20 protein-coding genes and 1 pseudogene are annotated in these 20269 nt (G+C 61.2%); 11 read left to right on the top strand and 10 right to left on the bottom strand.

The features are described from left to right. Nucleotides 1-45 precede the first annotated feature (45 nt). Genes O7A60_RS26755 through O7A60_RS26745 form a run of 3 tightly spaced genes read left to right on the top strand, consistent with a single transcriptional unit; the run spans nt 46 to nt 1963 of the window. Nucleotides 46-357: a MocE family 2Fe-2S type ferredoxin gene (locus tag O7A60_RS26755; protein ID WP_337108742.1), complete on the top strand. Its 312-nt coding sequence runs from the start codon at nt 46-48 to the stop codon at nt 355-357. A 1-nt stretch (nt 358) separates the two neighbouring features. Beyond that, entirely contained in the window at nt 359-1141 is a 783-nt protein-coding gene (locus tag O7A60_RS26750) for a hydroxypyruvate isomerase family protein (RefSeq protein ID WP_337108741.1), read from the top strand. 9 nt (nt 1142-1150) lie between these two features. After that, nucleotides 1151-1963, top strand: coding sequence for a 3-methyl-2-oxobutanoate hydroxymethyltransferase (locus O7A60_RS26745; RefSeq protein ID WP_337108740.1), 813 nt, complete (start codon nt 1151-1153; stop codon nt 1961-1963). A 574-nt stretch (nt 1964-2537) separates the two neighbouring features. On the opposite strand, the gene O7A60_RS26740 is transcribed toward O7A60_RS26745, so the two are convergent. Genes O7A60_RS26740 through O7A60_RS26720 form a run of 5 tightly spaced genes read right to left on the bottom strand, consistent with a single transcriptional unit; the run spans nt 2538 to nt 8689 of the window. Continuing rightward, complete coding sequence (locus O7A60_RS26740; protein WP_337108739.1) at nt 2538-3050, bottom strand: sarcosine oxidase subunit gamma; 513 nt, start codon at nt 3048-3050, stop codon at nt 2538-2540. Continuing rightward, nucleotides 3043-5997, bottom strand: a complete 2955-nt coding sequence (locus tag O7A60_RS26735; RefSeq protein WP_337108738.1) for a sarcosine oxidase subunit alpha family protein — start codon at nt 5995-5997, stop codon at nt 3043-3045. Before O7A60_RS26735 ends, O7A60_RS26740 begins: the two co-directional genes overlap by 8 nt. Continuing rightward, nucleotides 5994-6260, bottom strand: coding sequence for a sarcosine oxidase subunit delta (locus tag O7A60_RS26730; RefSeq protein WP_027146709.1), 267 nt, complete (start codon nt 6258-6260; stop codon nt 5994-5996). Before O7A60_RS26730 ends, O7A60_RS26735 begins: the two co-directional genes overlap by 4 nt. A 14-nt stretch (nt 6261-6274) precedes the next feature. Then, nucleotides 6275-7531, bottom strand: coding sequence for a sarcosine oxidase subunit beta family protein (locus tag O7A60_RS26725; protein WP_337108737.1), 1257 nt, complete (start codon nt 7529-7531; stop codon nt 6275-6277). Nucleotides 7532-7540: 9 nt separating this feature from the next. Continuing rightward, on the bottom strand, nt 7541-8689 hold the full coding sequence (locus O7A60_RS26720; RefSeq protein WP_337108736.1) for a M24 family metallopeptidase: 1149 nt from the start codon (nt 8687-8689) through the stop codon (nt 7541-7543). Nucleotides 8690-9028: 339 nt separating this feature from the next. Between O7A60_RS26720 and ehuB the strand changes: the two genes are divergently transcribed. The 5 genes from ehuB to O7A60_RS26695 are packed head-to-tail and all read left to right on the top strand — an operon-like array spanning nt 9029 to nt 12839. Next, nucleotides 9029-9898 carry an ectoine/hydroxyectoine ABC transporter substrate-binding protein EhuB gene (ehuB, locus tag O7A60_RS26715; protein WP_337108735.1) on the top strand — a complete coding sequence of 290 codons (870 nt, stop codon included), beginning with the start codon at nt 9029-9031 and terminating at the stop codon, nt 9896-9898. Nucleotides 9899-9950: 52 nt separating this feature from the next. Further along, nucleotides 9951-10679 carry an ectoine/hydroxyectoine ABC transporter permease subunit EhuC gene (gene ehuC, locus O7A60_RS26710; RefSeq protein ID WP_337108734.1) on the top strand — a complete coding sequence of 243 codons (729 nt, stop codon included), beginning with the start codon at nt 9951-9953 and terminating at the stop codon, nt 10677-10679. Next, nucleotides 10676-11335: an ectoine/hydroxyectoine ABC transporter permease subunit EhuD gene (gene ehuD, locus O7A60_RS26705; protein ID WP_027146714.1), complete on the top strand. Its 660-nt coding sequence runs from the start codon at nt 10676-10678 to the stop codon at nt 11333-11335. The genes ehuC and ehuD overlap by 4 nt, the downstream gene beginning before the upstream one ends. After that, a complete protein-coding gene (ehuA, locus tag O7A60_RS26700; protein ID WP_337108733.1) occupies nt 11332-12111 on the top strand; it encodes an ectoine/hydroxyectoine ABC transporter ATP-binding protein EhuA in 780 nt (259 codons plus the stop codon). Before ehuD ends, ehuA begins: the two co-directional genes overlap by 4 nt. Further along, a complete protein-coding gene (locus O7A60_RS26695; protein WP_337108732.1) occupies nt 12108-12839 on the top strand; it encodes a GntR family transcriptional regulator in 732 nt (243 codons plus the stop codon). The genes ehuA and O7A60_RS26695 overlap by 4 nt, the downstream gene beginning before the upstream one ends. A gap of 12 nt (nt 12840-12851) precedes the next feature. Here the strand turns inward: O7A60_RS26695 and O7A60_RS26690 are convergent. Further along, nucleotides 12852-12935: pseudogene (locus O7A60_RS26690) on the bottom strand (NADH-quinone oxidoreductase subunit D-related protein); the annotation flags it as partial. Between the two features lie 72 nt (nt 12936-13007). After that, entirely contained in the window at nt 13008-13475 is a 468-nt protein-coding gene (locus O7A60_RS26685; protein ID WP_337108731.1) for a YbhB/YbcL family Raf kinase inhibitor-like protein, read from the bottom strand. 521 nt (nt 13476-13996) lie between these two features. On the opposite strand from O7A60_RS26685, the gene O7A60_RS26680 reads away from it, so the two are divergent. Then, nucleotides 13997-15112, top strand: a complete 1116-nt coding sequence (locus O7A60_RS26680) for a glycosyltransferase family 4 protein (protein WP_337108730.1) — start codon at nt 13997-13999, stop codon at nt 15110-15112. Continuing rightward, on the top strand, nt 15093-17303 hold the full coding sequence (locus O7A60_RS26675; RefSeq protein ID WP_337108729.1) for an amylo-alpha-1,6-glucosidase: 2211 nt from the start codon (nt 15093-15095) through the stop codon (nt 17301-17303). The genes O7A60_RS26680 and O7A60_RS26675 overlap by 20 nt, the downstream gene beginning before the upstream one ends. 124 nt (nt 17304-17427) lie before the next feature. Here O7A60_RS26675 and O7A60_RS26670 read toward each other — a convergent pair whose 3' ends face one another. After that, entirely contained in the window at nt 17428-17934 is a 507-nt protein-coding gene (locus O7A60_RS26670; RefSeq protein ID WP_337108728.1) for an Hsp20/alpha crystallin family protein, read from the bottom strand. A gap of 75 nt (nt 17935-18009) precedes the next feature. After that, nucleotides 18010-18498, bottom strand: coding sequence for an Hsp20 family protein (locus tag O7A60_RS26665; RefSeq protein ID WP_337108727.1), 489 nt, complete (start codon nt 18496-18498; stop codon nt 18010-18012). Nucleotides 18499-18697: 199 nt separating this feature from the next. Here O7A60_RS26665 and O7A60_RS26660 point away from each other — a divergent pair, with 199 nt between their 5' ends. Beyond that, nucleotides 18698-18919, top strand: a complete 222-nt coding sequence (locus tag O7A60_RS26660; protein ID WP_027145652.1) for a hypothetical protein — start codon at nt 18698-18700, stop codon at nt 18917-18919. A 132-nt stretch (nt 18920-19051) separates the two neighbouring features. Here the strand turns inward: O7A60_RS26660 and O7A60_RS26655 are convergent, their stop codons facing one another. Continuing rightward, the gene (locus O7A60_RS26655) at nt 19052-20242 is read right to left on the bottom strand and encodes an NADH-quinone oxidoreductase subunit D (RefSeq protein WP_337108726.1); all 1191 of its coding nucleotides are present in this window, start codon (nt 20240-20242) and stop codon (nt 19052-19054) included. Nucleotides 20243-20269 lie beyond the last annotated feature (27 nt).

Here is a 20269-nt window from a genome sequence, read left to right as displayed (position 1 = left end):
CGGCCGCCTTTTTCAACCAACCAAAGAACAGACGGCAGAGTGACAATGGCAAAATGGATCAAAGCGTGCGCGACCGATGACATCGAAGAAGAGGACGTCATCCGCTTCGACCACGAAGGCCGGACATTCGCCATCTACCGCAGCCCCGATGATGCGTTCTTCTGCACCGACGGGCTGTGCACGCATGAGAAGGTGCATCTGAGCGACGGGTTGGTTATGGAACACAGGATCGAATGCCCGAAGCACAACGGCGTGTTCGACTACCGGACCGGCGAAGCGTTGCGCGCACCGGTCTGCGTGAACCTGAAAACCTACACCACGAAGGTCGAGGACGGCCGCGTGTACATCGAGGTCTGACATGTCCGATACCTTTACGCTTGCGGCTTGCGCCGAGATGCTCTGGCGCGACCGGCCGATGGAATGGCGCGTCAAGCGCCTCACCGAAATGGGTTTTCAGGTCGGCCTCTGGAACTGGCCCGAGCACGATCTCGCAATGCTGGAAAGATCCGGCGCGACCTTCTCGATCATGAACGGTTATTTGCGCGGCCGGCTGGTCGATGACGAAGGTGCTGCCGAACTGTTGAAGACGGCGAAGGAGACCGCGGCGGTCGGCAAGCGCCTTGGCGTCGCGCGGCTCAACCTGCACGGCACCGGGCTGGGCGAAGGCGGCCTGCCGGTCACCCCCTGCGAGACCGTAACCGGCGCGATGTGGCTCAAGGCGCGCGACACGCTGAACCGCATTGCGGACCTCGCCGAGGTTGAAGGCGTGACATTCACGCTGGAGAATTTGAACCTTCCGGTCGACCATCCCGGCGTGCCGTTTGCACGCGCCGAAGACACGCTTGCGCTGGTATCGAGCGTCAACCGGCCGGGCCTGCGCCTCAACCTCGACCTCTACCATGCGCAGATCGGCGAAGGGAACCTGATCGAACTGTGCCGCGCCTGCCTGCCATGGATCGGCGAGATCCAGGTGGCCGATGTGCCCGGACGCATGGAGCCCGGCAGCGGCGAGATCAATTACCGGGGCATCGCCCGTGCGCTGAAGGACATGGGCTATCGCGGGTCGGTGGGCATGGAGGCGTTCGCCTCCGGCGACCCCGAGGCAGCACTGCTGGCCTTCCGCGAAGCTTTCACCGTCTAAGGAACGAAAATGGTCGCCAAGAGCACTCGCCCAACCGTCGCCGATATCCGCGCCATGAAAAGCCGCGGCCAAAAGATTTCCATGCTCTACGTCACCTCGCTCGAAGAGGCGGCGGCGGCGGATGCGGCCGGCGTCGACATGCTGTCGATCGAGAGCCGTTTCTTCTCGCCCGAGATGCGCGAGGCGGCTGGTCGCTGCTTCGTGCAGGTCGGGCTTCCCTATGGCCCCGCCGGCAATCTGGTCACGGCGGAGGACTATCTGAAAACCGCCTACCACTTCATGCGCATCGGCGGCGACTGCTTCTACTGTGCCGCCTCGCTCGATATCCAGAAGACGCTCTGCGACAACGCCGTGCCTGTCGTTGCCCATGTTGGCCTGATCCCCTCGCAATGCACTTGGACCGGCGGTTTCAAGGCTGTCGGCAGGACGGCCGAGAGCGCGCGTGCGGTGTGGGACCACGTCAAACGGCTGGAAGCCATCGGCTGCTTCGGCGCCGAGCTGGAAGTGGTGCCTGACCGCGTTGCCGAACTGATCACTGGGAGTACGCCGATGATCATGCTGGGCATGGGCGCCGGGCCGCATGCCGACGCGCAGTATCTGTTCAGCGAGGACGTGCTCGGCCACACATCCGGCCACAAGCCGCGCCATGCCAAGACCTACCGCAACTTCGCCGCCGAGTATGAGCGGCTGCAGCACGAGCGCATCGCCGCCTATCGCGAATTCATCGCCGACGTCCAGACCGGCGCCTATCCCGAGCCACAGCACGTGGTTCAGATCACTGATGACGAGTTCTCCACCTTCAGGACCGCTCTCAGGCTTTAGGAAGCCAAGATACTCAACAGGCCGCGAGATTCTCTTGAAGGTCAGCTATCTCCGCTACGGCCACAAAAGCGGACGATCTGTTTTCGGCCCCATTCACGAAATCAGCAGCTCGACGTAGATGCCCGTCCCTGGCGTTATCATCACCTTCAGGCAGCACAGTAGAAGCTTCTTGCCAGCCATCGGGACACCTTTGAGCGAGGCGCAGTTGGTCGACTGGGCGTAGCAATCTCTTGGATGGGACAAAAAGATTGAAAGCATTGGAACAGATTTGAATGCCGGATGGTCCCACCGGATTCTAACTTGTTGATTGTGTTCGTTTTCCAAGCGTCCTCCGGGCCCACCATTGTCGTATAGTAACTGATTGATTTTATTGAATTTTCTTGAGATTTCCTCGTAACTAGGCCTCGAACCCCCTCAGATTTCGAGCATCGGAAAGCCATGGCGGACACGGCCTCTCGGTCCACTTCGGCTATCGGCTGACAGTCCTTTCGGCAATGCGCGAGGCAAGCCGCCCAGCGTCACCACGGCTCTTCTTGGACTTGAGCCTCACCTTTGGGCGAGGCACACCTTCGTGTCAGCTCCCCGCAGGACTGGCCTGGTGGTCCATAATCCAATCATGGAGACTGCGAGAGAAGGTTCGCGGCACAATGAGGTCGCATGCGGTCTTGCCGGTGCGCAGCAAGAGCACTGGTACATGGTGGAAGGATGTCTGCACGGCCCGGCCCGGAGCGGCGGCCGGCGCATGCCAGTCGACGGCCATGCAGGTTGAGAGAACGCTCGAGATGTCGACCCCGGCCAGGCCGAACCGCACGCGACCTTCGCCAAGACAAACCGAACAGCCGAGATCCGGATCAATGGCGAGAGTCGGCGCCTGCGTCCCGTCGTCGAGCGCCAGCCACAGGCGGCGGGGTGCAATGCGGATGACGAGAAGGCTCTGGTGGCGAACCGTCTCTCCGACCGAAGCGGGGAGTTTTGCACCGAGCGACGCCGAAAGGCTCGATTCGAATTGGCTCAGCGTTCCGTCCCAGCCTTCGACCTGGATGAGCGGGCAATCGGCCACGGAAAGGGTGAAATCCGAGCTAGCCACGCAGCCGTTCTCCTTGCGGATCGAGGAATATCGGCGAGACGACGCGGGCTCGCACTGTCTCAGCCTTCATGGGGTAGACGGCCACGACCTCGCTTCCCTCGGTCGCGAGGTCGCCGGCAAGCAGCGCCAGCCCGACATAGCGGTCACGTTCGGGGCTGAAGGTGACGGAGGTGACGCGCCCCCACCCATGACCTGCTGCTTTCTCGCCCGGCCGGAACAGGACGGAGCCACCGCGCAGCCGCTTTCCGTCCTCCATGCATTCCAATCCGACCAGGCGTTGCCGGTCATGCGCGAGCAGGGCAGGGCGCCGCCGCAGCACATCGCCGACAAAGCCGCTGCGCTGGCCGACCATACGGCCAAGGCTGAGATCGTCGAGCGTCGTGCGCCCATCGATTTCAGGGCCCGCGACATGGCCTTTCTCGACACGCAGCGCACCGAGCGCCTCGATGCCGTAGGGCTTCAACTCCAGCGGCCCGCCCGCTTTGAGCAAGCAGCTCCAGAGTTGTTCACCGGCGGTTGCGCCGACATAGATTTCATAGGCGCGCTCGCCGGAATAGCTGAGACGCAGGATACGCAGCGCGCGGCCTCGCCATTCGCCCTCGTACGAGCCCATATGCGGCAGCGCTTCGTTAGAAACGTCGAGCGACGGAAACGCCGCCGCAAGCATCGCACGAGCCTCCGGTCCAGCGATCGACATTGCCGCCCATTCGTCGCTCACCGAGGAAACCGCGACGCGCAGTTCCGGCCATGCGGTATCCAGCAGGAATTCCAGCCGCGACAGCACGTCGGCGGCTCTGGCGGTCGACGTGGTCATGAAGAACCGGCTTTCCGCCAGCCGCGTCGTGGTGCCGTCGTCGAAGACAATGCCATCGTCGCGCAGCATGACGCCGTACCGGGCGCGGCCGACCTTAAGCTTGGCGAAGCCGTTGGCGTAGATACGGTCGAGGAAAATTGCGGCGTCAGGACCCTGGACGTCGATCTTGCCCAGGGTAGAGATGTCCATCAAGCCGGCAGCCTGGCGCACATGCCGCATTTCGGCGACATAGGCTTCGTTCACGTCGGCCCCGGACCGCCTATAGAACCAGGGCCGCATCCACAGACCGACTTCAAGCATCTCCGCGCCGTTCGCCAAATGCCAGTCATGCATCGGCGTGCGGCGGAACGGCTTGAAATGGTGGCCGGTGGCGCGGCCGGCGAGCGCGCCGATGGCGACCGGCGTGAAGGGCGGGCGAAAGGTCGTGGTGCCGGTCTCGGGGATTGTTGCGCCGCGCAAGGCGGCCATCGCGGACAGCCCCGGAAAATTGCTGGTCTTGCCTTGGTCGGTCCCCATGCCGAGCGTCGTGTATCGCTTCAGATGCTCGATCGACTCATAGCCTTCGCGGTGGGCGAGTTCGATGTCCTTTGTCGTCACATCCATCTGGAAATCGACGAACGCTTTTCCGCCTTGGGCGCACGGGACTTCGCGAAACGGGGTCGTGACGGTTTCGCCAAGATCGAGCTTCGAAGGAGCTGGTACTGGCGCCGACTTGCCACAGAAGGATGCCGCTTCGATGCCAGCACGATGGCCGTCCTCGTTAGCATCGGCGGTCGCATGGATTCCCATCATCGCGCCGGCGCCGAACTGGTTGGCCGGAAACGCACCTGGCACAAAGCCGCCGATGTCTTCGCGATATCGAGGCTTGACGCCCAGATGCGAAGCGAGGTGCACGGTCGGCGACCAGCCGCCGGACACGCAGACCAGATCGCAGGCAGCCTCGAATCGGCCGTCCGGTCCTTTGAGCGTTGCGCGCTTCACGCAATGGCCTCCGCGCAGGTCGAGAATACGTGTTGCGGTCCGCACCGCGACTCCGAGGCGTGTGGCCTCCACGGCAAGCGCCGGAGGGATAGTGGTGCGCCGGTCTGATATCGTCACCTCCGCGCCGGCCTTGGCGAGGTCGAAGGCCGTGCGCCAAGCGCCGTCATTGGTGGTGGCGACGATAACTTTCCTGCCCGGCAGAACAGCGAAACGGTTGAGATATATTCGGGCGGCGGAGGCAAGCATGACGCCGGGCAAGTCGTTGTTCGGGAACACCATCGGACGCTCGATGGCGCCGGTGGCGAAAACGACCGAGCGGGCGCGAAGCATGGTGACTATCTGCCGAGCTTGCCCCGAATACGGCGGACAGTCTTGGTTGCGTTGTTCGACCAGGCCTATGACATTGCCGTCGTAGATGCCGAAAGCGCTGGTCCGCTTCATCAACGTGACGGTTTCGAAGCTCTCCAGTTCGGCTTCGACCTGGCCCAGCCATGAGGCGGCTACGCTGTCGGACTGTTCGGCTAGAAGCTGGCCGCCGAGAAGGAAATCCTGCTCGATCAGCACGACCCGCGCGCCGGCCGCGGCGGCGGCGCGCGCCGCCGATAGTCCTGCCGGACCGGCGCCGATGATTGCAACATCGGCAAAGGCATGACGAACCTCATAGCGATCGGGATCCGGCTCGGTACCGGCCCGGCCCAGACCCGCCGCCCTGCGGATGAAATGCTCATAGACTTTCCAGGAACGCCGCGTCGGACCCATGAAGGTTTTGTAGTAGAAGCCGGCCGAAAGGAACGGTGCGAACAGACCGTTGGCGCTCTGCACGTCGAAGGCGAGCGACGGCCAGCGGTTCTGACTTTCCGCGGCCATGCCGTCGCCAAGTTCCAGCATCGTTGCCGGCAGGTTCGGCTCGCGCCTGCCGCCAGTTCCGAGCGTGACCAGCGCGTTCGGCTCCTCCGGCCCGGCGGAAAGAATGCCGCGCGGACGATGATATTTGAAGCTGCGCCCGACCAGGGTGACGCCGTTGGCGAGCAATGCGGATGCAAGCGTGTCGCCGCGATATCCGGCTAGTCCTTTGCCGTCGAAGCTGAATTCGATGGAATGGGAGCGATCGATGCGGCCGCCCTCTGGCAGCCGCTTGTTCCGAGCATTCATGCTTGCGACGTCCTGGCGAAGGCGACCGAAGAAATGACGTGGTTGCGCGTGTCGCGCTCGACCACCAGCCACTGGCGGCAGCCGGTCACGTGCTGCCAGAATTCGCGATGAAGGCCCGCCGGGTTTTTCCGGATATAGACATAGGCATACCAGGCCTCCGGGTCGGGATCGTCATGGGCCGGACGCCTGACGGAAGCATCGCCGCCATAGCGGAATTCGTCATGGTCACGCGGACCACAGCACGGGCATTCGAAGCGCAGCATTTTCTTCCAGCCTCCTATTGCAGCCAGGCGGAGGGGCCAGCGCCGGCCTCGTCCAGCGTGCGGCCAGTCCGGAAGCGGTCGAGCCCGTAGGCAGCGACCAAGGGATGCGGCTTGCCGGTGGCGATGGTATGGGCGAAGCACCAGCCAGAAGCCGGCGTTGCCTTGAAGCCGCCATAGCACCAGCCGCCGTTGAGATAGAGGCCGTCGATCGGCGTTGGGCAGATGATCGGACTGGCATCGGGTGTCATGTCCATGACGCCGCCCCAATGACGCAGCAGACGGATGCGCGAGATGCAAGGCATCAGCGCGATCGCCGCCTCCGCCACTTCGCGCACGACGCCGAGATTGCCGCGCTGGGCGTAGGAATTGTAGCCGTCGAGATTGCCGCCGAAGACCAACCCGCCCTTGTCCGACTGGCTGACGTAGAAATGATCGGCGCCATAGGCGACGACATGGTCGACCAGTGGCTTCAGCGGTTCGGTGACGAAGGCCTGCAGGACATGGCTTTCTATCGGCAGTTCAAGGCCGGCCTTGGCGCCGAGCGTGGATGTATGGCCGGCGACGGCGAGCCCGACCTTGCCTGCTCCGATCCGCCCTTTCGTCGTTTCGACGCCGACGATCCCGTTGCCATCGCGGATAAAGTCCGTCACTTCGCAATTCTGGATGATGTCGACGCCATGGCCATCGGCGGCGCGCGCATAGCCCCAGGCTACGGCGTCATGGCGCGCCGTGCCCGCGCGGCCCTGGAAGATGGCGCCATGGATCGGGAAGCGAGCCGTGTCGGAAAAATCGAGATAGGGCACCAGCCGACGCACGTCGTCGCGATCGAGAATATCGGCGTCGATGCCGTTCAGACGCATGATGTTCGCGCGGTGGCTGAAGCCGTCGAGCTGGTCGGCTGAATGCGCGGTGACGAGTTGGCCGCGCTGCGAGAACATGACGTTGAAGTTCAGCGCCCGCGACATGCCCTCCCAGAGCTTCATCGAGAATTCGTAGAACTGGGTGTTGCCGTCGAGCAGGTAGTTGGAGCGGATGACGGTGGTGTTGCGGCCGACATTGCCGCCGCCGATATAACCCTTCTCCAGGACGGCGACATTGCGGACGCCGTGGTTTTCGGCGAGGTAGAATGCGGTGGCGAGGCCGTGTCCGCCACCGCCGACGACGATCACGTCGTAAGACGGTTTGGGCTCCGCCGCCCGCCAGGCGCGCTGCCAGTTCTTCTGGCTGGATAGCGCATTGCGGAAAATCGAGAATGCCGAGTAGGGTGCCATGCGCGCGGCCTACCGAATGATCGGGCCGGTCGGAGTGCGGGTCAGCACTTCGGCGCCCGCGTCGGTCAAAAACACGGTGTTGGAGACGAAGTCGTCGCCGCGGCCGGTGCCCATCAGCCAGGACAGGATGTGGAAGCTCATCCCCGTCTCGATTTCGAGATCAGAATCGTGCCGGAGCCCGGTCACCGAATTGCCGCCGGTCCATGAGGGCGGCTGGCCGGCACCGACGAGATAGCCGCAGTGATGGCGGCGATAGTGGGAAAGGCGGGCTTCGTCGACGACAGCCTGCCAGGCGGCATAGACATCGCGCGCCTTGGCCCCCGGACGCAGCGTCTTGACGACCGCGTCGAACGCCCTGGCGGTCACTTCGGCCATCCTGGCATCCTCGTCGCTGATGTGGCCGATACGGACAAGCCGGCCGAGCGGTGCGTGGTAGCGCGAGATACAGCCGGACAGTTCGACGAAGACCGGCTCGCCCTTGCGATAGATACCGTCGCCCCAAGTCGTGTGCTCTTCGCCCAGTCGCGCTGCCGGGCGGATGAAAGGGCCAAAGCCTGGCGCATGGCCGCCGGCGCGGATCATCGCCGAAACACATTGGGCGGCGACCTCCTGTTCGGCGGCGCCCTCCGAAATCGCCGCGATCGCGGCTCCGGCGGCGGCGTCGGTCACTTTTGCGGCCAGCCGCATCAGGGCTTGTTCCTCGGCGCTCTTCACCCGCCGCATCCTGTCGACCAGGCCGGAAACGTCGCTCCACTTGGCATCGACTTGCGTCTGCAAGGCCACGGCAAGCCCATGACTCAAGCCCGCCGTCCAGCATTCAAGGCCGAGCCGCTTGCCGGAGAGGCCGAGTTCCGCCAGCACACGCGCGGCAAGATCAGCCGCTGTTTCGCTATCGGAATGGCCGCGGAATTCCGCCGCCGTCACCTGCTTCTCGATCGTCACCCTTTCCATCGAACGGGTGACGAGGACAGGTTTTCCCTGGAGCGGCACGATCAGCAGGTGAGGGGCGAAATAGCCCCAGTGGTCGAGCCCGGTAAGATAGAAGACGTTCTCCGGCGAAGCGAAGACCGCCGCGTCGAGTTCGCGCTCGGCCAGGACTTTGCGGATCCTCGCGAGGCGGCCGGCGATTTCGGTTTCGGAGAAGGGATTGCGGTCCATCGGGCATCCTCATGCGTGCTGTTGCCGGCTTTGTCGCCGTCATGGTCTTTCGGCAGGTCCGGCTTCCCCCCGCCGCGATTACTCCGGTTGCGTGAATGTTCCCGCGTTCGTCACACCTGCCTTCTGGGTATGCTGTCGTCCTACTGAGTTGGCCAAATTTGCCTAAATTGTGCACATCTCGACGGAAGCTTGGCCTCTATTCGGCCAAATTTCCTTGAATTCAGTGTCTTTGCTTGCACAATCTCTATTGCAGTTGTATACGTCTGGTCAAGCGCGTTTCAGCCTCGAAGAAGGTCGTTGCGCTGGGAACCATCATCGGTAGTTCAACGGGAGAAAAGCATGTTCAAATCATCGATATCGCGTCGTATCGTCGTCAAGGCGGCGGCCTGTCTTGCGCTTGCCGCCACGTCACTGGCGTCGTTGCCCGCCCATGCGGAGACCACCCTCGAACGGGCCAAGAAGGACGGCTACATCCGCGTCGGCTTCGCCAACGAGGCACCGTTCGGTTTCGCCACGCCCGACGGCAAGCTGACCGGCGAGGCGCCGGAAGTCGCCAAGGCGGTGCTCGCCAAGATGGGCATCCCGCAGGTCGACGGCGTGCTGACCGAATTCGGCTCGCTCATCCCGGGTCTCAAGGCTGGTCGCTTCGACATCATCGCGGCCGGCATGTTCATCAACCCCAAGCGCTGCGCCGAGATCAATTTCTCCGAGCCGTCCTATGGTATTGGCCAGGCCATGCTGGTGGCCAAAGGCAACCCCAAGGGCGTGAAGGACTATTCCAGCATCAAGGACAATCCGGATCTCAAGCTGGCTGTGATGGCCGGCGCCGTCGAAGGCGGCTATGCCAAGGACGCCGGCGTCGGCGCCGGGCAGATCGTCGCTTTGCCCGACCAGTCCAGCCTGGTTGCCGCGGTCCAGTCGGGCCGCGCCGACGCTGCCGCGCTGACCGCGCTTTCGATCGCCGACATGGCCAAGAAGGCCGACGGCGTGGAATCGACCAAGCCATTCGGCGAGGTGGCCGGCAAATCGGTGAAAGGCCATGGCGGTTTCGGCTTCCGCAAGGAAGACACCGATCTGCAGGAAGCCTTCAATGCCGAGCTGAAGAAATTCCTCGGCTCACCTGAGCATCTCGCCCTGGTTGAGCCGCTGGGCTTCGGCAAGGACTACCTGCCGAACAAGACCACCGCGGATCTCTGCGCCGGGAAATAGGGTTCCCAACTGCTGGCGGCGCGAAGGCGCCGCCTCTTTTTTGGAGGCGCAGATGGGAATTGGCACGCTTGTGGCGATGCTGGCGGCTGCTCTCGCGGTCATCGGTGTCCTGGCGACCCAGCAGGCCTACAGCCTGTTTATGCCCGGCCTGCTGCAAGGGGCGGTCCTGACAATCGAGATCGCCATCCTTGGCAGCCTGCTCGCGATCGTCATGGGCGTGCTTGCCGCGCTAGCCAGGCTGTATGGCCCGGCGCCGGTCAGATGGCTGGCAACGGTGTATGTCGAGATCTTTCGCGGCACCTCGGCTCTGGTGCAACTCTTCTGGCTGTTTTTCGTGCTGCCGCAATTCGGCGTCACGTTCAATGCGTTTCTGGTGGCGGTCGTGGCGCTTGGCCTGAACGTCGGCGCCTACGGATCGGAGGTGGTGCGTGGCGCGATCCTGTCTGTCGCTCGCGGCCAGTGGGAGGCATGCACGGCGTTGAATATGAGCCGTGCCCAGATGCTGAGGCGGGTTATTCTGCCGCAGGCTTTCGTCGCCATGATCCCGCCTTGGGGCAATTTGTTCATCGAGCTTCTCAAATCGACGTCGCTGGTCTCGCTGATCACGCTCTCCGACCTCGCCTTCAAGGCGCAGCAGATGAACCAGAATACGTTCAAGACCATCCCGATCTTCACGCTCGTCCTGCTGATGTACCTCGTCATGTCGCTGGTCCTCACCATCGGCATGCGGCTTCTCGAAAGACGTGCATCGGCCGGTCTGGCGCGGGGGAAGGCAGCATGATCTGGGACTGGAGCTTCACCCTCGAAATCCTGCCGGTGCTGGCGCACGCGGCAATCGTCTCCGTCGAGGCGACGCTGATCGGCTTCGTTCTGGCCGCCACCCTCGGCCTGGTGCTGGCGGTTGTGCGCATAGCCGTGCCATGGACCGGCTGGACGATTTCGGTGCTGGTAGAGTTGATCCGTTCGACACCGCTGCTCATCCAGATATTCTTCATCTATTTCGTCTTCCCGAAGTTTGGGCTGGTGCTCGATGCCTTCACCGCCGGGGTGCTTGCCATTGGCATCCACTACGCCGCCTATTGCTCCGAGGTTTATCGCGCCGGTTTCGACAACATCCATCGCGGGCAGTGGGAGGCCTCGATCGCGCTCAATCTTTCGGCCTGGACGACGTTTCGCGACATCATCATCCCGCAGGCGATCCCGCCGATCGTTCCGGCTCTTGGCAATTACCTCGTCGCCCTGTTCAAGGAGACGCCGCTGCTCTCCGCGATCGCCGTGATGGAGCTGATGCAGACCGCCAAGATCATCGGCTCCGACACCTTCCGCTACACCGAGCCGATAACGCTGGTCGGCCTGTTCTTCCTTGCCATGAGCCTGGTTTCAGCCGCGCTCATCCGCGCTCTCGAACGCCTGCTCAACCGGAGGACCATGCGATGACCGACCAACCGATGGTCCGTTTCGAAAATGTCTCGAAACGCTACGGCGCGCTGACCGTTCTCGACGAGCTCAATCTTGAAATCGCGCGTGGCGAAAAAGTCTCCGTCATCGGCCCATCCGGCTCCGGCAAGACGACCGTGCTGCGCATGCTGATGACGCTGGAGACGATCAACGATGGCGTCATCTGGGTCGAGGGCGAGCCGCTGACCCACATGAAGAAGAACGGCAAACTTGTGCCTGCCGACCTTGCCCATATTCGCCGCATCAGGGCGAAGATCGGTATGGTGTTCCAGTCCTTTAATCTCTTCCCGCACATGACGGCAATGGCCAACTGCATCGAGGCGCCGATGACGGTGCTCGGCATGAAGCGGACGGAAGCAGAAGCACGGGCGGCCGAGCTTCTCGACCTGGTCGGGCTATCCCAGAAGAAGGACCACTACCCGTCTCAGTTGTCTGGTGGTCAGCAGCAGCGCGTGGCCATCGCCAGGGCGCTGGCCATGCGGCCCAAGATCATGCTGTTCGACGAGGTAACGTCGGCGCTCGACCCGGAGCTTGTCGGCGAAGTGCTGCAGGTGATAAGGCAGATCGGTCGCGAGCACGATCTGACCATGCTGATGGTCACCCATCAGATGGGCTTCGCCAAGGAGTTTTCCGATCGCGTCTGCTTCTTCTACCAAGGCAAGATCTGCGAGCAGGGGCCGCCAGGCGAACTGTTCGGAGCGCCGAAGAATGAACGAACACGGCAGTTCCTGCACGCTGTCCTGGAGGCTGGATGACGCTTGAGACGGATGCCGCGCCCATGGTAGCAGCCGACCCGCAGCCGCGCCCGCTTTCGGCGCGCGAGCGGTTCGAGCGCATCTACCGCATCTTGCGCGACCGCATCTGTCTGCTCGACTATGCACCGGGAAGCCATCTTTCCGAGGAAGAGCTGGCTCAGGAATTCGAGATCAGCCGGACACCGGTTCGACGTGTGCTGGCGCGCCTCGAATCCGAGGGTCTCGTCCAATCCGTCCACGGCGTCGGCACGATCGTCACCGATGTCGATATCGAGGAATTGCAGCAGGTTTATCACCTGAGGCTGGAACTGGCGCTCCTCGTCGGCAAGCTTTCGCCGATCCCGCGCACGGCGGAGGATCTTGATCGGATTCGAGCGCTCATCACGCGCTGTGATTCCGATATTCTCAACCCCGACCAGCGCGCCTTCCTTCGCCTTAACATGGATTTCTTCTACGAACTTACCGCGATGACTGGCAATCAGCCACTGCGCGAGATCAGCGAGCGCCTGTATTTTCAGGTGGCGCGGGTCGTTCTGAAGATGATGCCGCAATTGGGTCTTGTCGAAGAATTCACTGCCTTCCGCCGGGAGATGGAGGAAGTCCTTGCCGCGGCGGAAATCGGAGATTGGGAATCGATCGGCCACATAAGGCGCGCTCATATCTCGATGAGCTTTCGCCGCATGATGCGCCATGTCGGTGAGGCCACCGATTTGGACAGCGCCAAGTAATCCGCTCATTGATCAGCGATCGATCTCGCCGAACACGATGTCGAGGGATCCGATGATTGCGGCGACATCGGCGATCATGTGAACCCTGGATAGGACAGCTGCGGAACCAGCATTGTTGCGGGGCGATGCGATTATCTAATGAACAGGACTGCCTCGGAATGCGATGCATCACGCCCTCTCGTAAGTGCCGACAAGTTCGGCCTGTGCGATCACATGTGGCTTTGCCCGATCCAATATGTCGGCGACCTTGGCTTTCTCGCCACAATGCAGCGTTTCGACATCGAGGGCCGCGAGGCGGAAATGATAGTGATGGACACCGTGGCCCTTGGGTGGCTGCGGTCCATCGTAGCGCGGGTTGCCAAAATCATTGACGCCATGGCCAAGGCTTTCGGTCCTGGCGCCAGCCGTCGTACCCTCCGGCAAGCGGTCGCGTTCCGCAGGGATGTCGTAGATGCCCCAATGGCGGAAGATCCCGGAGGGAGCGTCGGGATCCTCCACGACCAAGACGAAGCTTCGAGTGCCCTGAGGCGCTTCCTTCCAGGTCAGCGGGGGCGACAGGTTCTCCCCGTCACGCACATATTCATCCGGAATCCTGTCGCCGTTCCGGAAGGCCGGACTTTCAATCGAAAATGCCATGACGTTCACCTCAATCGCGGTGATTTTGAGCGTTCGCGTCGTCCTTGGATTTACTCGGAACGTCGGGGCCTGGAGCGAGTTCCAATAGGATCGACAAAAGCTCCAGGCGGGGGCCTCTCGCGGCCAGCTTGGGATTGCCTCGAAGTCGGTCGAGGCGGAAACCGCGCATTTTGGACTAAAGCTCATGACCGTTCGTCGAATTCACGAACATGATTGATCCTCCTGGTCAGAACCGCACATCCGCGTGGGAAGCTCCGCCAGTGCTCCCGCTGCCGACCCATCCTCATTCCGGACATAAGAACTACCGCTCAGGGCAATTGTTTCATTGCTCCAGAAAATAGCGCGCCTGGAGACGAGGTTTTGATGTTCCGCATAACCGCTTCTGCCGATCCGCGAGCGTCTGGCCGCCGGCAAGACAGGCGCGCTCAGTGCCGGAACAATCTGGATTCTGCGGTGTTCGGTTCGGAAAAGCCGGAAGTGGGTGCACCGAATTGGGTGAACGATACAAATGGACTGGATCGATGAGGGTTGCCCAAGTCGCACCCTTAACAGAAAGCGTTCCCCCAAAACTCTATGGTGGTACCGAGCGGATCGTGTCGTATCTTGCCGAGGAGCTTGTCCATCGCGGTCATGAGGTCACGCTTTTCGCAAGTGGGGATTCGCACACCTCGGCGCGGCTGGTAAAATGCTGCGACCGGGCCTTGAGGCTTGATCCGACCGTTTTGGATCCCATTCCTCATCACATTGTAATGCTCGATCGCGTTCGGCGGGTTGCCGACGAGTTTGATGTTATTCATTTTCACACTGATCTGTTGCAGTTCCCTCTGCTCAATACCCTCCAAACTCCTGCGCTCACGACCCTGCATGGACGTCTTGATCTTCCTGACCTGCATCCGTTCTATCAAAGCTTTCCCGACGTGCCGCTGGTATCGATATCTGAAGAACAACGTCGCCCGATGCCGCCTGTCAACTGGGCCGGAACAGTCTATAATGGACTACCGCGCGATCTACTGCCGATGACGGTGCATCCCTCGGGCGATTATCTGGCGTTTCTCGGCCGTATTTCTCCGGAAAAAGGTCCAGAGACAGCGATCGAGATCGCCACGCGTGCTGGCATGACATTGAAGATCGCGGCCAAAATCGACAAGCAGGACAGGTTATTTTGGGAGAACGTAATCTCGCCCATGATCGCCACACATCCCAATGTGGAATTCCTCGGCGAAATAGATGAACACCACAAGGCTGATTTCCTTGGCAACGCCCGGGCACTGCTTTTTCCTATAAACTGGCCCGAGCCCTTTGGGTTGGTGATGATCGAAGCCATGGCGTGCGGAACCCCCGTAATCGCGTTCGATCGAGGCGCGGTATTCGAGGTGATTGACCATGGGGTCTCGGGCTTTGTCGTAAGAACTGTCGACGAGGGAATTGAGGCGATAAGATCGGCCGGCAATTTGGATCGGCGACGGATCCGGGCTGTTTTCGAAGAACGGTTCTCGGCCGAGCGTATGGCATTCGACTACGTGTCGATTTATGATCGCCTTGTCGCGCTATCATCAGGCGCTGCGATGGCTCGCGCCAGGGGCGCTCAAGTGTCAGCTGAAGTTAGAGGTCTCAGCGATGCAATCCGTGAGTGCTGAAGCGATCTCCCATGCACCTTTTCCCGGGGGATCTGGCGTTACGCATCTTGCCCAGCTTTTCGTCCCCTCACTGCAGGAGCGCCGGCCCCGCACACTCAAGCATGACGACATTTTCGGCGTCTTCGACCGTAACGGCGACGTCCTCTCGGGACCTGGTAGCCCGGATGGGATTTATTATCGCGACACACGCTATCTCTCGCATCTTGGTCTGACAATCAATGGCGCCAGGCCTATGCTGCTCAGTTCGACATTGCGCGACGACAATGCGACCTTGACTTGCGATCTAACCAATCCAGACATTTTCGATGCTGAAGGCGTTCGCGTGCTGAAGCACGACTTAATTCATCTCCGCCGGTCACGATTACTGTGGGGCGCCCGATGCTTCGAGCGGCTGGCTGTGCGCAATTTCGATGAAGTTCGGCATCGTCTCCAGCTTGAACTGGTTTTCGCATCCGATTTCGCGGATCTGTTCGAAGTCCGGGGCACGCCGCGGCCCCATCGCGGAGAGGATTGTCAACCGGACGTGGCCGGTAACCGGGTCGCGCTTGCTTACGTGGGCTTGGATGGCGTGCGCCGCGCTACCATTTTGTCCTTCGATCCCGTGCCGGCGACCCTCACCGGCGAACAGGCCACGTTTGTGATAGAACTCGCACCTCACGAGACACATTCGCTTTTCCTGGATGTCGGCTGTGACAAGAAGGAAATCGGCGACGAGTCGCCTCGCCGCACCTTTTTTATTGCGCTTCGCGATGCGCGGCGGGCACTGCGTCATTCCACATCGAAGGCCGCCGTCATAACGACCTCCAACGAAATCTTTGATGAGGCGGTGCACCGAAGTGTGTCGGACCTCTACATGCTGATCACACAAACACCTGAGGGACCCTATCCCTATGCTGGCATTCCATGGTTCAGCACCGTGTTCGGGCGTGACGCTCTCATCACTGCCATAGAGATGCTTTGGCTGGACCCCTCGATAGCACGCGGCGTGCTCCTCTATCTCGCAGCCAATCAGGCAACCGAGCTGGATCATGTGTCGGATGCGGAACCTGGCAAAATCCTTCACGAGTTGCGGCATGGCGAAATGGCGGTGCTTCGGGAGGTACCGTTCCGCCGATATTATGGCAGCGTCGACTCAACGCCCCTCTTCATCATGTTGGCAGGTGCCTATCTGGAGAGGACAAGCGATCTCGACACATTGCAGCGTCTGATGCCCAATATCGAAGCTGCTCTCGCTTGGATCGACGATTACGGTGACCGCGACAAAGACGGCTTCGTTGAGTACCAGCGGTTGACGCCCGATGGTTTGGCAAACCAGGGTTGGAAGGACAGCAGCGATTCTGTTTTTCACGCGGACGGAACACTTGCGAAGGGATCGATCGCACTCGCCGAGGTGCAAGCATACGTCTACGGAGCGTGGTGCGCGGCGGCCGCGATCTCTCGTCGGCTCGGCAATTCGGCGCGAGCCAACAAGCTCGAAGCCAAGGCATCGGACCTGCGCGATCGCTTCGACGTCTGCTTTTTCGACGAGCAACTCGGCACATATGTGCTTGCGCTCGACGGGGACAAGCGCCCCTGCAGGGTACGTTCGTCAAATGCCGGTCATACACTTTTCACCGGTCTCGCGCGTGCCGAGCGAGCAAAGTCTGTGGTGCAGAGTCTCACGGAGCGCGCCTTTTTTACAGGCTGGGGTATCAGAACCATCGCTGCGACAGAGGCCCGCTACAATCCAATGAGCTATCATAATGGCTCTGTCTGGCCGCATGACAACGCGCTGATCGCCGCCGGCTTCGCTCGCTATGGCTTCCGACATGAAGCTGCAAAGATATTCGAAGGTCTGTTCGCCGCCTCGACATATCTCGATCTGCGCCGCTTGCCAGAACTATTCTGCGGCTTCCCTCGCCAAAGTGCCCAAGCGCCGACCTTCTATCCGGTCGCTTGCAATCCCCAGGCGTGGGCGGCCGCTGCGCCCTTGCTTTTCGTCCAAGCTTGCCTCGGCCTCGAATTCGATCCGAGATCGCAGTTTGTCGTTTTTGACGCTCCTGTCTTGCCGAGATTCCTGGATCAAATCGTCCTGAGGCGGCTTTCGCTGGGTGCCGGATCGGTGGACGTGGCGCTCCGTCGTACCGGCTCTCAGGTAGTCGTTGACGTTCTTGGCCGCACTGGATCAATCAGAGTCGTGGCGAAGAGCTGATCAACGGCGTCTCATCAGGCCCCTAACCCTCTCAGCGGTCTTGTTCACTTCACAAGCGGCGGGCCCGGCAAGAATTCCGGACCCGCCTTCATTACCGCCTCAGCTTGTCAGTTTCTCTGTCCAATCAGCTCTTGATTTCGATGCGCTTGACCTGCGATTGCGCCTTCTCCGTCTTGGGCAAGGCCACGGTCAGCACACCGTTCTTGAAGCGGGCTTCGACCTGGTCTCCGCGGACTTCATACCCGAGCGGAATGCGGCGCTCGAAGCGGCCGTAGTAGCGCTCCGAGAACTGCCTGTCCTTGTCTTCGGTTTCGGATTGCTTCTCGCCCTTGAGCGTCAGCACACCGTCTTCGAGCAGTACCTCGATATCCTTCTCCTCCAGCCCGGGCACCTCGGCGGTGACCTTTATCTGTTTCTCGCTGTCGGAGATCTCGACGCTCGGCCAATTTCGGCCGAACGCGGTCCTGCCGAACGACGGCATGCCTGTGCCGAAGCCGCGGAAAACATCGTCGAACAGCCTGTTCACTTCTCGATGCAGCGACAGGAACGGGTCGCGCTCACCGTCGCGGAAAAGGCTGGGGGCCCGGTCGCCATTGCCGCGGCCCCAAGGAATCAGATCACGGACACTCATGATTTTCTCCTTTCGGTCGTTCGGTGACAAAGTCATCCGACGGTGCCGGGCATTGCCCGGCACCGTGCGGAGATTTCAGGCGACCTTCTTCTCGGCCTCGATCTGCTTCGTCCCACCCTTGGGCAGCGTCGTGTCGGCTGCGATCTCGATCTTGCGCGGCTTCATCTCTTCAGGAATCTCGCGCTTGAGATCGATCGTCAGCAGACCATTGACCAGGGCAGCGCCCACAACCTTGACGTGGTCGGCCAGTTCGAAGCGACGCTGGAAGGCACGCCCGGCGATGCCGCGATGCAGGTACTGGCTGTTGTCGCCGCCTTTATCGTCGCCAGTCTTCTGACCAGACACCACGAGCATGTTCTGCTCCTGGGTGAGGGTCAGTTCGTCCTGCGAGAAGCCGGCCACCGCCATCGTAATGCGGTAATCGTCCTCGCCGTTCTTGGCGATGTCATAGGGAGGCCAGTTGTCGATCGTTTCGATGCGGCTGGCGGCATCCAGAGCGTTCAACATCCGGTCGAAGCCGATGCTCGATCGGAACAGGGGAGAAAAGTCGAAAGCGGTTCTCATGACTATATCCTCCATTGAGCAACATAGGAGGAGCGCCAAGGAAGCGGCGCCCCTTGACTTGCCGACCCGTTGGGCGTCGGCGAAATCGATTTGGTAATTCGCCTTTTTTCCGTCAAGAGCTGTTCGCTAAAATTTGTTCCCCCGGAACGGCAGATGGTTCGCGGGCGTTGATCCCTGGATCACCCGGAGGGAATCGTACATGCGCACGGCTTTGACAAAGGACGACGTGACTTCAGTGCTCGGTCCAATCGAGGAGGCTACCGTCGCGGAAATCATTGCAACCGGCGCCTCCGCCGAGGAGCTTCGCGAAGCCTGGGCGTGGCTCAATGAAGACGAGGCGTTGATGAGCGAAGGACGGCCGCTGCCCGGGACCCGCGTGGCCGCCTTGATCGGCCTGCTGGAGCCGGATGACGAGGAATAAGGGATCCGAAGCGTGCGATGAAGCCATCGGTGGTAGGGTCGGGAGCGCCCGGTATGGGTTGTAGCAAGACGGAACAATGCGGAAGCATTGACGTTTCCGGCCTACGAAAAATTCCGCCGATCCGCTCAGTGGTCAGCGATCGATCTCGCCGAAGACGATATCGAGGGATCCGATGATTGCGGCGACATCGGCGATCATGTGACCCCTGGATAGGAAATCCATTGCCTGCAGGTGGGCAAAGGACGGCGCACGTATCTTGCATCGATAGGGAACATTGCCTCCGTTCGAAATCAGATAGACGCCAAATTCCCCTTTCGGCGCTTCGACGGCGGCGTAGACTTCTCCTGCCGGCACACGAAGGCCTTCGGTATAAAGCTTGAAATGGTGGATGGTCGCTTCCATCGATCGCTTCATCTTGGCGCGCGGTGGCGGTGTGATCTTCTGGTTCGGAATCGCCACGGGCCCTTGGCCTTCGGGTGCGCGCAGCTTTTCCAGGCATTGCTTCATGATCCGGACCGACTGGCGCATTTCCTCCATGCGAACCAGGTAACGATCGTAACAGTCTCCGTTCTTGCCGACGGGAATATCGAAATCCATCTCGGGATAACATTCGTATGGCTGTGCCTTGCGCAGGTCCCATGGCGCCCCGGATCCGCGTACCATCACGCCGGAGAAGCCCCAGGCCCAGGCGTCATCGAGGCCAATCGCGCCAACATCGACATTGCGTTGCTTGAAAATACGACTGTTGGTGAGCAGGCCGTCAAGATTGTCGCAGACCTTGAGGAACGGGTCGCAAAAATCCCAGATGTCGTCAAGAAGCGCGGCAGGCAGGTCCTGGTGCACGCCTCCAATCCTGAAATAATTCGCATGCATACGGGCGCCGGAGGCGCGCTCGTAGAAGACCATCAACTTCTCACGCTCCGCGAAACCCCAGAGCGGCGGCGTCAGGGCGCCTATGTCCATGGCCTGGGTCGTGACGTTGAGGAGATGCGACAGAAGCCGGCCGATTTCGCAAAACAGAACGCGGATAAGTTGCCCACGCCTTGGCACCGATATTTGGAGCAATTTCTCGGCGGCGAGGCAGAAGGCATGCTCCTGATTCATCGGCGCGACGTAATCCAACCGGTCGAAATAAGGCAGGGCCTGCAGATAGTTCTTGTACTCTATGAGCTTTTCAGTGCCGCGATGGAGCAGGCCGATATGTGGATCGGCACGGTCGACGATCTCGCCATCCAGTTCCAGCACCAACCGCAGAACCCCGTGGGCCGACGGATGCTGCGGTCCGAAATTGATGGTGAAGTTGCGAACAGCGGCTTCGGCCATGGCGGCTCTCGGCGATATCTGCGTTTC

This window comes from Mesorhizobium salmacidum (SeqCode), from assembly GCF_037179605.1.
In the GTDB taxonomy this organism is placed as follows: domain Bacteria; phylum Pseudomonadota; class Alphaproteobacteria; order Rhizobiales; family Rhizobiaceae; genus Mesorhizobium; species Mesorhizobium salmacidum.
Note: the sequence above shows the minus strand (reverse complement) of the source record. Positions and strands in the feature narration are given on the sequence as shown.

What these genes read in the sequence shown, in the direction of transcription:
- O7A60_RS26755 (WP_337108742.1), top strand. Translation starts at nt 46, where the DNA reads ATGGCAAAATGGATCAAAGCGTGCGCGACCGATGACATCGAAGAAGAG.
- O7A60_RS26750 (WP_337108741.1), top strand. Translation starts at nt 359, where the DNA reads ATGTCCGATACCTTTACGCTTGCGGCTTGCGCCGAGATGCTCTGGCGC.
- O7A60_RS26745 (WP_337108740.1), top strand. Translation starts at nt 1,151, where the DNA reads ATGGTCGCCAAGAGCACTCGCCCAACCGTCGCCGATATCCGCGCCATG.
- O7A60_RS26735 (WP_337108738.1), bottom strand. Translation starts at nt 5,997, where the DNA reads ATGAATGCTCGGAACAAGCGGCTGCCAGAGGGCGGCCGCATCGATCGC.
- O7A60_RS26730 (WP_027146709.1), bottom strand. Translation starts at nt 6,260, where the DNA reads ATGCTGCGCTTCGAATGCCCGTGCTGTGGTCCGCGTGACCATGACGAA.
- O7A60_RS26725 (WP_337108737.1), bottom strand. Translation starts at nt 7,531, where the DNA reads ATGGCACCCTACTCGGCATTCTCGATTTTCCGCAATGCGCTATCCAGC.
- O7A60_RS26720 (WP_337108736.1), bottom strand. Translation starts at nt 8,689, where the DNA reads ATGGACCGCAATCCCTTCTCCGAAACCGAAATCGCCGGCCGCCTCGCG.
- ehuB (WP_337108735.1), top strand. Translation starts at nt 9,029, where the DNA reads ATGTTCAAATCATCGATATCGCGTCGTATCGTCGTCAAGGCGGCGGCC.
- ehuC (WP_337108734.1), top strand. Translation starts at nt 9,951, where the DNA reads ATGGGAATTGGCACGCTTGTGGCGATGCTGGCGGCTGCTCTCGCGGTC.
- ehuD (WP_027146714.1), top strand. Translation starts at nt 10,676, where the DNA reads ATGATCTGGGACTGGAGCTTCACCCTCGAAATCCTGCCGGTGCTGGCG.
- ehuA (WP_337108733.1), top strand. Translation starts at nt 11,332, where the DNA reads ATGACCGACCAACCGATGGTCCGTTTCGAAAATGTCTCGAAACGCTAC.
- O7A60_RS26695 (WP_337108732.1), top strand. Translation starts at nt 12,108, where the DNA reads ATGACGCTTGAGACGGATGCCGCGCCCATGGTAGCAGCCGACCCGCAG.
- O7A60_RS26685 (WP_337108731.1), bottom strand. Translation starts at nt 13,475, where the DNA reads ATGGCATTTTCGATTGAAAGTCCGGCCTTCCGGAACGGCGACAGGATT.
- O7A60_RS26680 (WP_337108730.1), top strand. Translation starts at nt 13,997, where the DNA reads ATGAGGGTTGCCCAAGTCGCACCCTTAACAGAAAGCGTTCCCCCAAAA.
- O7A60_RS26675 (WP_337108729.1), top strand. Translation starts at nt 15,093, where the DNA reads ATGCAATCCGTGAGTGCTGAAGCGATCTCCCATGCACCTTTTCCCGGG.
- O7A60_RS26670 (WP_337108728.1), bottom strand. Translation starts at nt 17,934, where the DNA reads ATGAGTGTCCGTGATCTGATTCCTTGGGGCCGCGGCAATGGCGACCGG.
- O7A60_RS26665 (WP_337108727.1), bottom strand. Translation starts at nt 18,498, where the DNA reads ATGAGAACCGCTTTCGACTTTTCTCCCCTGTTCCGATCGAGCATCGGC.
- O7A60_RS26660 (WP_027145652.1), top strand. Translation starts at nt 18,698, where the DNA reads ATGCGCACGGCTTTGACAAAGGACGACGTGACTTCAGTGCTCGGTCCA.
- O7A60_RS26655 (WP_337108726.1), bottom strand. Translation starts at nt 20,242, where the DNA reads ATGGCCGAAGCCGCTGTTCGCAACTTCACCATCAATTTCGGACCGCAG.